This is a genomic window from Bradyrhizobium embrapense (genome assembly GCF_001189235.2).
In the GTDB taxonomy this organism is placed as follows: domain Bacteria; phylum Pseudomonadota; class Alphaproteobacteria; order Rhizobiales; family Xanthobacteraceae; genus Bradyrhizobium; species Bradyrhizobium embrapense.
In genome coordinates this window covers 792,225-807,633 of the sequence record NZ_LFIP02000003.1, presented here as the reverse complement: position 1 = coordinate 807,633, position 15,409 = coordinate 792,225, and the positions used below count along the sequence as shown (strand labels likewise).

14 protein-coding genes are annotated in these 15,409 nt (G+C 58.8%); all 14 read right to left on the bottom strand.

Features of this window, described 5'->3' with window-relative positions:
• Window positions 1-41: 41 nt before the first annotated feature.
• The gene (locus AKN83_RS17835; protein ID WP_050403600.1) at window positions 42-1,364 is read right to left on the bottom strand and encodes a glycosyltransferase; all 1,323 of its coding nucleotides are present in this window, start codon (window positions 1,362-1,364) and stop codon (window positions 42-44) included.
• Between the two features lie 159 nt (window positions 1,365-1,523).
• Window positions 1,524-2,657, bottom strand: a complete 1,134-nt coding sequence (locus AKN83_RS17830; protein WP_050403601.1) for a DegT/DnrJ/EryC1/StrS family aminotransferase — start codon at window positions 2,655-2,657, stop codon at window positions 1,524-1,526.
• A gap of 59 nt (window positions 2,658-2,716) precedes the next feature.
• A complete protein-coding gene (locus tag AKN83_RS17825) occupies window positions 2,717-3,316 on the bottom strand; it encodes a hypothetical protein (protein WP_050403602.1) in 600 nt (199 codons plus the stop codon).
• A gap of 5 nt (window positions 3,317-3,321) precedes the next feature.
• Window positions 3,322-4,053, bottom strand: a complete 732-nt coding sequence (locus AKN83_RS17820) for an SDR family NAD(P)-dependent oxidoreductase (protein WP_063695420.1) — start codon at window positions 4,051-4,053, stop codon at window positions 3,322-3,324.
• A gap of 24 nt (window positions 4,054-4,077) precedes the next feature.
• Window positions 4,078-5,466 (bottom strand): ANL family adenylate-forming protein, encoded by a 1,389-nt coding sequence (locus AKN83_RS17815; RefSeq protein WP_050403604.1) that lies wholly within the window; start codon window positions 5,464-5,466, stop codon window positions 4,078-4,080.
• Window positions 5,451-5,906 carry a MaoC/PaaZ C-terminal domain-containing protein gene (locus AKN83_RS38365; RefSeq protein ID WP_172803568.1) on the bottom strand — a complete coding sequence of 152 codons (456 nt, stop codon included), beginning with the start codon at window positions 5,904-5,906 and terminating at the stop codon, window positions 5,451-5,453. Before AKN83_RS38365 ends, AKN83_RS17815 begins: the two co-directional genes overlap by 16 nt.
• An 11-nt stretch (window positions 5,907-5,917) precedes the next feature.
• A complete protein-coding gene (locus AKN83_RS17805; RefSeq protein WP_021080477.1) occupies window positions 5,918-6,160 on the bottom strand; it encodes an acyl carrier protein in 243 nt (80 codons plus the stop codon).
• Window positions 6,161-6,244: 84 nt separating this feature from the next.
• A complete protein-coding gene (locus AKN83_RS17800) occupies window positions 6,245-6,934 on the bottom strand; it encodes an LbetaH domain-containing protein (RefSeq protein WP_050403606.1) in 690 nt (229 codons plus the stop codon).
• A complete protein-coding gene (locus AKN83_RS17795; protein ID WP_050403607.1) occupies window positions 6,916-9,435 on the bottom strand; it encodes a lipid II:glycine glycyltransferase FemX in 2,520 nt (839 codons plus the stop codon). Before AKN83_RS17795 ends, AKN83_RS17800 begins: the two co-directional genes overlap by 19 nt.
• Entirely contained in the window at window positions 9,432-10,271 is an 840-nt protein-coding gene (locus tag AKN83_RS17790) for a class I SAM-dependent methyltransferase (RefSeq protein WP_083992105.1), read from the bottom strand. The genes AKN83_RS17795 and AKN83_RS17790 overlap by 4 nt, the downstream gene beginning before the upstream one ends.
• Complete coding sequence (locus tag AKN83_RS17785) at window positions 10,268-11,590, bottom strand: ABC transporter ATP-binding protein (protein ID WP_083992104.1); 1,323 nt, start codon at window positions 11,588-11,590, stop codon at window positions 10,268-10,270. The genes AKN83_RS17790 and AKN83_RS17785 overlap by 4 nt, the downstream gene beginning before the upstream one ends.
• Window positions 11,574-12,407, bottom strand: a complete 834-nt coding sequence (locus AKN83_RS17780) for an ABC transporter permease (protein WP_050403610.1) — start codon at window positions 12,405-12,407, stop codon at window positions 11,574-11,576. The genes AKN83_RS17785 and AKN83_RS17780 overlap by 17 nt, the downstream gene beginning before the upstream one ends.
• 56 nt (window positions 12,408-12,463) lie before the next feature.
• Window positions 12,464-14,335, bottom strand: a complete 1,872-nt coding sequence (asnB, locus tag AKN83_RS17775) for an asparagine synthase (glutamine-hydrolyzing) (RefSeq protein ID WP_050403611.1) — start codon at window positions 14,333-14,335, stop codon at window positions 12,464-12,466.
• A gap of 73 nt (window positions 14,336-14,408) precedes the next feature.
• The gene (locus AKN83_RS17770; protein WP_050403612.1) at window positions 14,409-15,404 is read right to left on the bottom strand and encodes an NAD-dependent epimerase/dehydratase family protein; all 996 of its coding nucleotides are present in this window, start codon (window positions 15,402-15,404) and stop codon (window positions 14,409-14,411) included.
• Window positions 15,405-15,409 lie beyond the last annotated feature (5 nt).

Here is a 15,409-nt window from a genome sequence, read left to right as displayed (position 1 = left end):
AGCCCCGTTCCAGTTTTCCCGCAGGGATCGCTTTGACGGCATCACGAGTTCAGCGACTTCGCGCGTTCGGCGAGTCTTGCATTCAGCGCCTTTGGCAGGTCTGCGGTCTCCAAATACAGATCCGCCAAATGCGTGCCAAGCGCCTCGACCGAGTAGTTCTTCCGGACATATTCAGGGCCCGCGGCTCCGGCTTTGGAAAGTCGCGTCCGGTCCGAAATCAGCTGATGCAGGACGTCCTTGATCGTATCCGGATTTGCTTCAATGACCGGGCAGCTTTCGCGATCGGCGACCGCCACCCCATCGTGCAGATAGCAGACGACAGGACAGCCCGATGCCATTGCTTCAACGGCAGTCAAGCCGAAGGATCCGCTGATGAGTTGGTCGACAAGAATGTCGATCTTCTGCATCGCCTCCAGTATTTCATGGTGCGGCTTTCCGCTCAGCAGCAGCAGCTCGACGGCATGACCGTCAGTCTGCAGGGCCTGGATTGCGCCTTCGAGATACTTCGTCCCCTTGAAATAGCCGTGGTTCGGAAAGTGACCCACAACCAGCTTTCCATCGCTTTGCGACCAGGATCGCCGGGGAGAGAACTTACTCACATCGACCGTCAGATACGGCACATTTCGCGCGCCAGGAATGAGCTTCATGGCCAGCCCGTGCGCCACCACGGCTGTCGAGTATTCTCTGATGACCTTGAGCATGGCAGCGCCGCCGGCATCGTCGCAGACACAATAGACACCCGGATCAGGACATTCGGAGCAGAAGTTCCATTTTCCAAGAGCCAGGGTTTTCTCGCGCGTTCTATGGTCGGCTCCGTATGCGTAGGTGTAGAGCCGCTTCCCTGCTCGGCGATAGATCTCCATCTCGCGCACCGCAATTCCAAAGCGGCGACTTCCATAGCCGCCGGCCGGTTCGATGATGCCGCGATCATTGTAGAGATGAAAAATATCAAAGTTGACGAGGGCCCAAATCAGCATGAGCCATCGAAACAGAAACCAGTCTTCGCCACGTTCGGCTACGAGGCGCGCCTGAACTTCCGAGCACACGAAATCAAAATTCGAGGAAATATGGTACGTGGTGAATACGAGCGAGTGGGCGTTTGAACCTAAAGCGCGGTCTGCAGCAACGCACTCCCGCAGGTTAACGATCGGCGTGACCCCCCAAAGAGAATTCATCTCACCTTTCAGCAAGCGCTGCTCGGCCAGCACGCGACAATCAGCCGTGAGCGCGTCCCAAAAATCGCGCGCGTCGGGAGACTGATCGGGATTCAGAAATGGCCGCAACGCATCCAGCAGCGTGGTGAGAAGCGTGTAGTCTTTCTCATCAGCAACCCGGTTTACGTTTTCGACGATCGCCTGATCCACGCGCCCTCTGGATCGTGCTGGCGCAAGCGCAGAGATAGCCACCCCGAATTTGTGATTCTTGCGGGCGAGCCGGGAGAGACTGGGGAAATGCGTACCCTCATACAGGCAGCAAGCAGACCGACGCAACTTCGAAAACACCGATGCAGCTCCGCACTTGCCTCAGGCGCAAACGCGACTGATGCAATCAACCACGAGACGCTGATCTTCCTCCGTCATGTTCGGAAAAATGGGCAACGTGATCGTCGTGTCCTCCGCAAGCGCCGCATTCGGAAACTGTTCGGGCCGCAGGCCATATTTGTTCCTGTAGTAACCTAGCCGGTGCACCGCATGCGTGCCCGGTCGGGTTTGAACTCCTGCGGCAGCGAGCGTTGCCATCACTGCGTTGCGGCGCGCGCGATCTCCGTCACCGACACGAATAACGTAGGATTGAAATGCATGCCCGTCGATGTCCCCGCCGAGCGGTCGCACGATCGAATTGATTCCACCGAGCAACTCGGAATAGCGGTGCCCGAGACGCCTGCGTTCCGCCAGCAGCCGGTCGAGCTTGCCCATTTGCGCCACACCGACGGCTGCCTGGATGTCGGACAAGCGCAAATTGAAGCCCAAATTGTCAAACGTCGCCATCGTCCATGGACCATGGGGCTCGATCGAAGGATCTGGAGCTCCGGTCGCGCCATGATTACGTTGCGACCGCACGCGTGCAGCAAGATCATCGCGATTGGTCGTTACCGCCCCTCCTTCTCCCGTCGTAACGGCCTTGCGCGGGTGAAAGGAAAAGCAGCCGATATCGCCGATCGCGCCGACTGGCCTGCCTTTGTATGTCGTTCCGATCGCACAGGCGGCGTCCTCGATGATGGCGATGCCGCGCGGTTCCGCGATGGCCCTGATCTCATCCATCGGGGCGGCGAGACCGAACAGGTGGACCGCAACGATCGCCTTCGTGCGCGGCGTGATAGCCGCCTTCAATTTCTCGGGATCGATATTGTAGGTCGACAGATCGATATCGACGAAGACCGGCTTCGCCCCGACGTATTCAGCCGAGTGCGCGCTTGTGACCCACGTAAAGGCGGGAACAATCACTTCGTCCCCGGCTCCAAGCTTCAGCGCCAGAGTCGCCAGATGAAGCGCCGCGGTGCACGACGTGCACGCCAGGGCATGCTTTACCTCGTGCTTCTCAGCGAGCAACTTCTCAAACCGCTCGGTCAATGGCCCCTGCGTCACCCATTTCGAATTGAGACATTCGCGCAGGATGGCGATCTCGGTCTCGTCAAAGCTCGGCTCGGTGATATTCAATTTGGTGCCTCAGCTAGATGCAGCACATGGAGGACTGCGTCGATACGCATCTTCATCCACTATGCCAGGATGAATGTCAGGGTTCCGATCGCACCGTCTGCCGAGACAATACGAGATCGGGTCATCTTCTTGCCGACCCTGCGTTCAAGCTCGATAGCAAGTTCGTCAGACTCCTCGTCTCGAAACAATCGAGACAACTCGAGCCGCGCCAAAAGCCAGCGCGTGCCGGGATTCGGCGGAAAGCTGGACTTGTGAAAGTTTACCGAAAGAGCCGTAGCAACTTCGACAGGCCTCATCCCAACCGGTTCCGCGAGCGATATCCGGCTTCCGGCAATCCGGGACGCGTTGAAGATCTTCTGCTCATCATAGCTCTTCCGCGCGAGAACCGGCTCTGCTGTCTCGGTGATCTTCACTTGCCAGGGAGATCCCGGAAGCAGGGCGATAGCTGCCGCGTCTGCCGTATCCGCGCCTCCATCCTTGATAAAGGAATAGACCGGGCGGCAGCCGATCTTACGAGGAATTCTCAGGTCGAAACCACAATCCAGGGGGATGCCGTGGTATCGGGCACCGGCCAGGATCTCTTCGTAAATATCGGTGGAGTGCACATAATCGCGCGATCCCCGAAATGCGGCGGCTGGTTCAAAGAGAAGCGTCTGCATTTCGCTCAGGCCGTCAAGCCGCCATCGACGACGATGGTCTGCCCGGTGATGAACCTGGCCTCTTCACTCATCAGGAAGCGAACTATCCCGACGACATCGTCGACTGTCCCTGCTCTGCCCAGCGGCGTTCGCCTCACGATCTGCTTCAATTTCGAAGGATCCATGTCGGCAACAAGATCCGTCTCCATATAGCCAGGCGCCACGGTGTTTACCCTTATTCCGCGGCCACCCAGCTCTCTGGCAAGAGCGCGGGTCATTGCATTGATTCCGCCTTTCGTGGCGGAATAAGCAACCGTGCCCTTATATCCGCTGACGCTGACGATCGAACTGATGTTTACGACCGCTCCGCCGCCACTGATCATCATGCCGCGGATCGCAGCCCGGGTAAGATGCAGCGGTCCTGCCAGATTGACAGCCAGCAGCCTTTCGATATCGCCGATATCCTGCCGCGCCAGAAGTTCCTCCGCCACGATCCCTGCGTTGTTGACCAGACCTGAAAGCCGCCCGATGCATTTCTCAAAGTTCCGAATAAGTTCCCTGAAGCGATTGGTCTCCGACATATCGCACTCGGAGAAGATGAACTGATCCGGATAGTCGTTAAGGAGCGCAACCACTTCGCTCGATTGCCGACGGCTAAAAGATGCTACCCGGTGCCCATCCGCGAGGAAGGCCTTCACGAGCGCCAAGCCGAGGCCGCGACTTCCGCCACTCACCAAAATGCTGCGCTTGTCATTCATCTGGAAACTCTCGTGCACATCAAATCAGTTCTTCGGCATCGGGCGGGTTCGAGCCTTTTTCGACCGCATCGTCGTCAGGGAAGAGTGGTCGACGATCTCAAACCGAATTGGAACCTTGTATTTTTGCAGACGGCTTCGACAGTGATCGCGGATTTTCTGAACCGCCTCACTTGTACTTTCCGGCCGCTGAAGGGCTACCCGCGCGACGACTGCGTTGCCCAGCAGGGTATGAGGCACTCCATGAACGGCGACCTCCACAACGTCCTCCAGTTCGAGGATCACGTCTTCGACCTCGAGCGGGAAGACCTTCTGCCCGCCAACATTGATAACCTCGGTCTTGCGGCCGATAAAGCGCACCAATCCGCTGTCGTTTTCCTCGACGAGATCGCCGGTGCTCATCCAACCATCGGCGCTCACCGGACTTGGCGCATTCAGGTATCCGAGCATGGACGACGCCGATCGAACGTGAAGTTCACCGTCAATCACGCGCGTCTCAAAACCATCCCCCCCAATCCTTATCCATAGAGATTCGGGGTCGGGTGACGAGGAGCGGAGGACACCGAGCTCGGACAGGCCATAGGTCTGCTTGAGAACGGCATTTGGAAAGACCTCCCTCACCCGCCGAAGTGTAGCGGGTGGCATCGGCTCGGCGCCGTATGTAATCAAACGAATCGACGAGAGATCGTACTTTCTCCAAAGACCCGAGCCGATCAGCACGCCCAAGAACGTTGGCGTTGTCGGAAGCAATTCGGCCCGCCCATCCGATACTGCCCGGCACACCGCCTCCGGAGACCGGTTGCCGACGCATATCCCGACGCCACCGTCGAACAGGCAGGCAAGAAGCGTGTTCACCCCCCCGAAATGATCGATCAGCAGCATCAACAGCATCCGCCAGGACTTGCGCGGCTTTATAAACTTCGAGGCGACACGCTCGACGTCATGAAGGATCGCTTTGGGAGTGCCGGACGATCCGGACGTAAATACGATAAGACCTGGATGCTCTTGGGCCCTGAGGTCTTCAATCAGCGGATGATCATCGCCTTCCAACTCATCCTGTCGCACGACTTCTCGTGTGAGCGGATCAATGAACCACTTCACTCGGGCCAGCGACGACAATCGCCCGCGCTCCTCGCGCACACCGAGGCTGAAGGGCACGAGAACCGTCTTGAGCTTCAACAACGCTAGGATCAGACTGATCGATTCGACGCCATATTCCCCCTCGAAAGCGCAGATATCGCCGGGCGCGATTCCCGCAGCCACGATATCCGCCTCCCAAGCCGACATTGCCGCAAGCAAATGACCGGTCGAGATTTCTGACTTCCCAATCGCCAATGCCGGAGTGTCTCGACGGCTCTCCATGCGCTCCAGGAGAGACGCCACAGACGACGCGCTCTTCGCTACCGTATCAGACATTGCGCCTCGCCTTCCAGATGGTCGCCGCTATCCGATGTCGTCAGAAGACTCAGCTTGATGACCCGCATGGGCCGAAGCACTCGCGTTACGCACACGCGGAAACGGACAGCTTGCCCTTCATAAGTAGGTTGCCGGAAAGTGATATTGACGCCTTGCAGAATTGCGTGCTCGCCCGGCAGATACATTCCGATCAGCCGAGAGAACCGCGAGGCAACGCAGAACCCCTGAATGATAGGACCGCCGAATCCCTTGCTGTGAGCAAACCGTTCGTCGTCATGAACAGGCGCGCGATCGTTTGCAACGATCGCAAAGGCATCGCGCGCTGGACGATTGAATGCAAACTGCTGCTCGACTGCATCGCCAACCACGATGTCGTCGATCGTCAGGGCTCTGCCTGCAGTTTCGTCGGTGACGAGAACAAGTTGTGGCGATCGCGGCACAGCCAACCTACCTAGGCCGTCGCGTGGACCGAAACGAATTGGACCAGCTTGTTGATCGAATTCAGGTCCTCCACGTCGGCATCCTGCAGAACGAGGTCGAACTCGTCCTCAATCGCCATCAGCACGCTGGCAAAATCGAGAGAGTCCAGGAGTCCCTCGGCAAGCAACGACTTCTCGGGGTCGGAATTGCCGATCTTTGCAGGCCGCGTTATTCCGTTGATGATTTCAACTATCTTGGCGCGAACGTCCGTCATACATCCTCCCTCGATACGAGATGGTTGGCGAGAGCGATCATGTTCCTATCCTTGATCCAAACATGACGCGGGTCAGGTAACTGCTTATCTCTTACGTTTTTGAATCGTACCGACCCGGACGGCCGGATTTCCGAACACCACCCAGTATTCCGGCACGTCCTTGGTAACCGCGGACGAAATTCCTGCGACAGAGAATGGTCCGAGAGTGCGATTATCGAGCAAGACGGCCCCAGGGCCGAGATGCGCACCGTATGACACGACGGTTCGCCCACACATCGTCGCATTTGGCCCGACGTAGGCGTGATCATCGACGACGCTATGGTGGCCGAGAACCGCGCCGGCGCGAAGGCTGGCAAATCGCCCTATCCGGGATCCGGGTTGAACCGTGACGCAGGAGGCCACGAAGGCGCCGACCCCGACTTCAACATCGGATGCCACCACAGCCCGCGGATGAATGATGGTCCCCCAACGCCCATCCGGAATTCCAAGGCTTTCGATCCTGCCCACCCGGGCCGGCATATCCTTCACCTTTTGAACCGCCGGACAGAACAGCAGGCCGGAATCGAGTTGCCGCCAGTCTTCGAAACGTCCAAGGACCGGGACATTTTGCAAAGTCGTCCCTAATGGCAGCGCATCATTGAGGAAGCCGACAAGCTCAACCTGCTGCCCTGCAGCAGCAGCCTGGTGAATGGCCTCTGCGACAACAAGCCCGTCTCCGGGCCCCCCAAGCACGACCAAGCGTCGACGAACTGTACTCAATGTCTTCTCCGCCATTGAAAGAGCGGTCGTTTCTGCTGTTGAACCTCTGGCTGTTGTCGGCGTTCGAACCATTCAAAGCATTCACTCATCGTCAATGGCACGAAGCCGTCGCGCACAACATCAAGGACCGCTTCGTGCATGCTTCGCGTCTTCTCAATATTCTCGGGATGGAGATTGACGACGATCACGCCGGGAACGCCGCTGTCCTTGATGCGCTTCGCGAGGTCCGTGATACATTTGGCCGACTGAACACTGTCCACCCCCTGTACGAACACAACTCCGTCGCCAATGGCGGTCAGGACGCTCCAGTGGTCCGTCAACTCACCGTTGAGCACCAAACGCGCGGGCAAAAGCGAGCCGTTGATAACGCGGCCGTCGAGCCCCGGCAAATTGGAACTGCCAGCGGTACCATGGGCGATCCAGGTCGACGCGTGCCCCCAGTAACCATCGTTGAGGAACCCGTGGTTTCGCACCGTACGGGGATCGTGGCCCGTAAGTTGTCGGAACCAGCCCACCTGTGCGGCAAATAGTTCTGAGTATTTGTCCGGCTGATCGAGCGCGTCCGGATGCAGACCGAGCTCCAGGCGCCGACCTGCCTTAAGCTGGTTCAGCGTATCGCTGTCGTGCTTGGTAAGCGGATGAAGAAAATACGTGACCGGCAGCGAGCCGAGTGCTTCCGCCTGCTGCGCGTAGCAATGAAGTGCCGCCTGGTCGTCGTCCCCCGTCACAACGATGGCGCCCGCCGCTCCATTCGGCAACATTGGCGATCTCGCCAAGCCGCACAACCGGTGCACGGCATCGGCCAGCGCCTCGCACCACCAGTCGGCTGGCCGCTCGTCGAGATTTTCGCCCGAAAGCTGATCTTCAAACAAGTAGTTCGGCCGTTCGCCGGCAATGCCCCACATGGCATTCGTCGGTCGATTGCTCGCAGCCGCAGGATCGCCTTGCCGATAACGGACGAGGTCGGAAGCGAGATCCGTTCCAATGAAAATGATCGAACCGCCATTCCCGGGCCGGCGCTGAAGCCAGATCGCCTCCTGGCGCTGGCTCGCCACGATCGTCGTAACATTACCTTTGGGCTTGAAGTGCATATACGAATGCAACGTTCGCAGTCGTGACCAAGGTTTTGAACCTGCAAACGCTGCGTGGAACATTTGAGGTGAGGCGCTTGTTTTTGGCTGCGTTTCCACACCGAACGCATTTCCAAACTGCACACTAGGAAGAACGGCGATCACGCAACCGCCTCGTCCAAGAGCGCCCTCCGCCAAGGACACGTCGGCGTGGCCCGGGCGAAGAAGCACCAGGGGCTCGCCATCCTGCATGGAGGAGGCCCGCTCGAACCCGAACATTTGGAGATGTTGCGCAATGAACGACGCTCCGGCTTGTCCCGAAACAGTCGGTCGCAACGGCAGCCGTCCAACCTCGTTCAGCGGGTTCGGATGGCTCGGCGTGTAGAGTTCTGGCCGGCGGAACAAGCTACCCTGGACGATTGGCAGGCTTCTCGATCCAAATTTGGTCTTGAAAAGGGAGACCTTGGAGATCGGCCAGTCGCGTGGCACCTCCGGAAACCAGGGTCCAAACCGGTACACCTCGAAACCCGAATGCTTGGCCCACGTCATTGCATTCCAGTGCAGAAAATTGTTGGGCCTCAGCTTCATCGCGTCGGGCAGGGAAACACCGGCGAGAAAACTGACTGCCTTCTTGTCGGCCAACAAGATCAGGCCCGCAATTGGCTTCGCATCGTGCCTGACAAAAGCAACGTGAACACCACCGTCAGCAGCAAACGACTTGAAGATATCTCTGTAGTACTCGAGTGGGGGTAGAGCTTCGCCGGTTCTTGTGGCCGATGCGTGCGCAATATCCATGTAGGCTTCGAGACATGAGGCATCGCTCGATATCTCGAATTGCAGATTTGATTTCTCCGCTTTCCGGACCGCAGTGCGGCAGGTGTTGTCCAATCGCGCGAACAACTCTTCAACGGTTGGGGCGAGATCGACCAACTGATCGGCGTTCAGGGTCGAAGAACCGGGACAAGGCAACATTCCCGACGGCCCAAACGCAACACCGAGTTGGAAACCAAACTCGCTGACCCAGAACGGAACGGCTTCTCTCCCGGAATGGCGATTTGCCGGCGCGAGATTGTGGTAGTTCAACTGAATGCGATCGACGTCATATAAGTCGCCGATCGCAATTATCTCCTGCATCGCAGCCTGACGTGCGGCCTTCGCGACGCCCGCGTCGACATCGAGATCGAGCGCAAGCCCGGTATGGCGATGAATCCCCGAGTGCAACAAGCGCTCGCCAAATGCCATTCCGGCGCGCTCATTGATAAACAAGGGCTGGATGCCGACGAGCTGCGAGTTCTCTTCGAGGGCGAATGACAGGTTCGCGGACACAAAGAAGCGCTCCTCGATCTCGATCCAGGCGGATCGATGTGTGAGCCAGGCCTGGGGCGATTGCAGCGCCAAACGATCCCAGTCACAACGATCGAGTTCGCGAAACCTGACGACCCTCATCGCGATTCAAACACTGCGTTGAAACGTGTGCCGAAATAGGGATTCAGCGGATGGATATCGACAATTCTCGTCTCGACGCCGAGGCGACGCCCCAGCGCGATAAAATCCTTGCGGTCGAAATAGTAGGAGACGATCTCGGGCTTGATCTCGATCGGAATCGGGGCCGACAACTTGCTCAATCCCAGCAGGTTGGCGATCTTCGCTGCGCGGCCCGACCTTTGTTCGTACTTCCGAATCGTTCCCAACGGCGCCCGTTCCGCTTCGGGTCCAAATTCCTGCTCGAACTTCGTCGTGAGATTCCTAGCGACGACCTGCAGTTCTTCCGCTCTTTCACGGTCTGGAATCGATCCGATCAGAACCCGGCCTTGCGGCTTCACCACCCGGAGCATTTCCGCAATGATTGGCTCTCCCGCTGCAAATGACGGAAAATTCGAGAAAACATCATAGCAAAAGGCCGCGTCGAACCGCCGATCGGAGAAATGGAGACGTTCGCCGCTCGCCCTCTCGAAGCTCGCATTCTTCAGCTCGAGGCGCCTTGCAACGGCAAGTGGCGCCTCAGCGAGATCAACTCCTACGTATTCGTTGACGCTGGGGGCCACCACCTTCGCCAGAAACCCGGCCGCGCAGCCGACTTCAAGAACCGACGCCCCCCCGTCCACGTTCATCAGACCGAGCATATCGTGTCTGAGATCGTCGAGGAGCCTGCCGTCGGCCCACAGCCGCGGGTTGCGGCCGGCTATATAGCAAAGATCGTCGAGGGTCGGCTTCTCATCGATCGAACTCGCCCTGAGTTCGAAGAACGCTTCCAATCTCTCTCGCCAACGATCTTCGGTCATAGGTCACTCTCTATCCGGCACGTGAATTTCGGATCGTAGATGTAGTTAAAGTGCCACAGGGAATTCCGCGAAACCGAGAACTGAGCGGCCTTTTCGACATAATGTAGAATGGCCTCTGCCCCCTTCGGCAGCATGTGACGACACAGGCTCACGGAAACAAAATACTGGCCCTCCCCAAGAGCGAGTTCTGGTATCTCGTAGACGATACTCCCGCGCTCCGGTAGATAGCCGTCTGCGTCTAGAAACATGCCGCCGTCATACCCTTCGATTCCCGCGACAGCTTGCATACGGCCACTGTCTATCCGCAAGCTGGCATAGATTTGCTTGTGCTCCGTTGTTCCCGACCACAAAATTCGTATCCGAAGCGGTTCCCCATTCTTGACAACGCCGAGCGGCTTGCCCTCGACGTCGATCACCTCGGCGGACGTGATCTGCAGGGTGCCGCCGCCAAGTTCGTATTTCCCGGTTTCAGCCGTGCTTTCAATCGCCTGGCTCAGCTTCTTGGTTTCCTTGAGATTGCGCGCCTCCTCGATATCCCAGACACTCTGCTCATACGCCTTGCTGACGCGCTGGGCATTTCCGTGCATCAGCACCCGCCCCTTGTCGATCCAGATCGCCTCGTCACACAGTTCACTGATCAACCCGCTCGAGTGCGAGACGAACAGCACCGTGGCGCCGCTTTCGCAGATCTGACGAACCCGCTTCATGCACTTGTTGACAAAGGCAGTATCACCCGCCGCGAGCGCCTCATCGACGATGAATATCTCGGGATCGACGCTGATCGCTGTCGCAAATGTGAGCCGCGCCTGCATGCCGCTCGAGTAGGTCCGGAACGGTTGATCGATCACATCGGCAAGCTCGCTGAAATCGATGATCCAGGGAACCTTCGCCTCGATTTCGGCTCGCGTCATACCCAGGCACATGCCGCCGAGGACGATATTGTCGCGACCCGACACATCCGGATGAAAGCCGGTCCCCAATTCCAAGATCGCGGACAACCGCCCCGCCACTTCGACCCGTCCGGTCGAGGCATCCAGCAGTCCGGCAATAATCTTCAGGAGGGTGCTCTTTCCCGCGCCGTTCGGCCCGATGATGCCGACCACGCGACCGCGCAACACTTCAAACGAAACGTTCTGGATCGCCCAGTGTTCATGGTGCCGGGGCTTTCCGGTGATGATCTCCTTCAGGAAATCCAGCGGCTGCGTATAGAGCCGATAGGCCTTACCCAGGTCGGTGACCCGAATGGCGCACTGCGGCTCCAATGACCCGGCAAGCGGAATCAGTTCGCCGGCGTCCAGATTGTCAGAGAGCATTGCCATAGTACGGTTTCAGCTTTTCAAACATGCGATATCCGAGCCCCAGACTCAGCAGTGCGAACACGATGGTCACCGCCCAGGCATACGGATGTCTGAACGAACCGAAGAAGAGAACGTCCTGGTAGACCCAGACGACGTAACTGAACGGATTCGAATAGATCAATGGACGAAGGGCACGCGGCATCCAGTCGGGAAGGTACACCGTCGGCATCAGATACATCGCAATCGAGGTGAAGACCGTAACGATCTCGCGCAGATCGCGGAAGAACGGAGTGATTGCGGACAGCGCGAAGCTCAATCCGATCGCCAGAATTGCGTGGATGGCAAATACGACCGGCAGCAGCAGCAGCATCCAGCTGAGGCCCCCCACATAGGCCTTGTAGAGAATGACGAGCCCGAGGGCCGGCAGATGGGGGATCGTCGCGGCAATGGTTGCCGCGATCGGAAGCAGCTCGATCGGAAACACGACCTGCTTGACGAGATTCGCGCTGCCGATCAGCGCTCCGGGCCCACGCACCAGCGCAGCCTGCAACATCAGCCACGGCACCAGGCTTGCGAGGATGTAGGCAGAGTAGTCTCCCGGAAAATCCGCGGTGATCGACAGCTTGCTGCCGAGCACGAAGCCAAATATGAGCAGGTATGTTCCAACGACAACCAGCGGGTGGATGAAGACCCACAAGGCGCCAAATCCGTGCCGGGCATGCGCAGCGCTCAGGTCACGATCGACCATCTCGCGCAACAGCTCGCGATAGCGTCGGATCTGATTGATCGTGATCCACAGGGCCTGGGAGTTGCGGTATGGTGACAGGCCGACCCGCACCCATCTTGCCGTCGGAAAGAGACTATTCATCTTCAGCGCGCTCCCATTGTGCGTGCTTAAAAGCTGCTTTCCATGATCTGCTCGAGATTGAGCAAGGACCAGATCAGCAGCCGCCGGTTTTGCCGCCCCTCCAGATGTTCGTCGACTAGCGAGCGAACGGTCTTTCGGTCGACCAGGTCGTAGATGCGGGCTGTGTTGCTGAAGAGCCTCCGCTTGACGTACTCGATGCTCTCGCCCTTGAACCAGCTGGCGTCCGGCGCGGAGAAGCCCTGCTTCTCGCGCTCCGCGACTTCGTCGGGAATATGCCGGCTCATCATCTTCCGCAAGATCAGCTTGCCGTCCTTGGTGCGCTCGTAATACCGCTGCGCCTTACCGCCGGGCTCGTTTTCATTGAGGCTGACCACCTCGGTCAGATTGCCGAGCTTCATCTTGGCGGGCAGCTTCATGGCGAAATCGACAAGATCATTGTCGAGAAACGGCACTCGGCTCTCGAGCCCATGCGCCATCGCCAGCTTGTCCTCGACGACAAGCAGGCCGTTCAGGAACGTCTTGGCCTCGAAGTAGAGCGAGTGATTGACGTAGTCCTCGGGCCGCCGCAGCTCCGAGGCGTGCTCCTTGAACACGCCCCTGAAGATATCGATCGGCGAGGTCTGCCTGGCTTCATCCCATACCGGCCCCAGCAGGCTCGGCATCGTGCCGCTCGGAACCATGCGCTGCCAGAAACCGAAGTACTTCTCGATGTAGTGATCGAAGTCATCGTTCACGACGGCGCGGTAGTAACGCCAGGGGTATCCGGCGAAAAGTTCGTCTCCCCCGGTCCCGGTCAGGACCACCTTGCCGAATTTCGATGCGAGTTTCGCCGCGTAGAAATTGGGGTAGGACTGGCCGACCCGCGGCTCTTCCAGATGCCATGCAAGCCGGGGCAGTGCACGCTCCATGTCGCCGGCCTTCAAGACCATCTCGTAGTGCTCGGTCTTGAACAGGTACGACATATGCTCGGCCTTCGTCCGCTCGTCGTATCCAAGCTCGACGCCCGAGGCCGAATTGAGATCGAAGCCGACCGTAAACGTCCGCATGAACGGCAGTTGGCTCGATGCAAGCGCGGTAATGGAGCCGGAATCCATGCCGCCGGAAAGATAGCAGCCGACCTCGACGTCGCTCACGAGCTGCCGGTTGACCGCCTGCCTGAACAGGCGATCGAGCTCGTCGGTCGCCTCGTTCTCGTCGACGGCGTATTCGGGCTCCTCGAAATGAAAATCCCAGTACTGCACCGGCTCGACCGCCCTGCTGTCCTGCGAAATTTGCAGATAGCAGCCCGCCGGCAACAACTTCACACCGGCAAACAGCGTCCGCTCGGCGAAGAAGTTTTGAAAGCTGAGATACTCCGACAGCCCGGCGATGTCGACGCGCGGCTTGTACTCCGAACACGCCCGAAAAGCCTTGTGCTCGGAGGCGAAGACGAAGGTCTGCCCAAGCTCGGCGTAGTAGAGCGGCTTCACGCCGAAGCGATCCCGGGCCAGCGTGAGCTTCCGCTCGCGATTGTCCCAGATCGCAAAGGCGAACATGCCGTTGAACTTGAGAAGTGCATCGATGCCCCACTCAGCGAAGGCATGCAGCAATACCTCGCTGTCGCCCGAGGAGTTGAAGACATGGCCCTTGGCCGAAAGCTCGACCTTCAATTCCTTGAAGTTATAGATCTCACCATTGTAGGTCAGCACAAACCGGCCGTCGCGCGTCTCCATCGGCTGCCGCGATGCGTCGGTCAGATCGATGATCGACAGCCGGCGATGACCGAGCCCAACGGGACCGTTGCAGTAATGGCCCTCGCCGTCCGGCCCGCGATGGGCAACGATGTCGGTCATTGCCGTCAACGTGGTGATTGAAGCGGGCCGCCCGTCGCGGTGCAGGATTCCGGCTATGCCACACATGTGATTCTGGCCGATCTATTCCATGATGTCGGATGCGAGCTCAGATCTGAGCCTTTCAGATCTGGGCCTCTTTTTAGATCTGAGCCTTGGCACGACGCTGATCGACCTGATCGATATGGCTTCTGCGCCAGTCGATCAGCCGCCGCAGCCCTTCGTCCAAATCAATCGCGGCAGTGAAGCCGATCTCCTCCTGTGCCCGCTTCGGCGATCCGATCCGGTTGCGCACGAGCGTGGCCTGGCTGCGCGGCGCATAGTTGATGGGTTGATTCGAACCGGTGAGGTTCAGCAGCTTTTCGGCGATCTGCTTCAGCGAGGTCCGGTGCCCGGTGCCGACATTGTAGAAGCGATCCGTCGCGCTCGCGCCCATGGCGCACAGATTGGCGCGCGCGCAATCCTCCACCGCAACGAAATCGAACGCCTCCGAGCCATCTCCCAGGATGGTCGGCCCTTCTCCCTTGTCGATCGCGTCGAGCATCTTCATGATCACGGCGATGTAGGCGCCGCGGTAGTCCTGCCGCGGTCCGTACACGTTCATGTATCGCAGGCCGACATAGTCGAGGCCGTAGCGGAAGTGATAGGCGCGGGCCATCGCCTCGCCGCAGATCTTGGTGGCACCATAGAAGTTCTTGTTGTTGAACGGATGGTCTTCCGTCATCGGCTCCTCGACGGCATCGCCATAGACGGAAGCCGACGACGACCAGACCAGCCGCTTGACGCCGTTGCGCACGCATCCGTCCAGGACGTTGAACATCCCGTTGACGTTGACGTCAAAAGCCGTCCGCGGGAATTCGTGACACTGCAACAGCCAGAGCGCAGCGAACTGGAACACCCCGTCGGCTCCCTTCAGCGCCGCATCGAGGATGTCGGTCTGCGTGATGTCGCCGCCGGCCTCGAAGATCTTGACGCGGGGGTCGCGCAACGCGCCGGCAAGGTTCTCATGCGTGCCGCGCACGAAATTGTCGTAAATGACGATCTCGCCGACGTCAGTCTGCGTCAGTTGATCGACCGCATGCGACCCGATCAGCCCGGCGCCCCCGATAACGACAACCTTCTTTCCGCGAATGTCCATTTTCT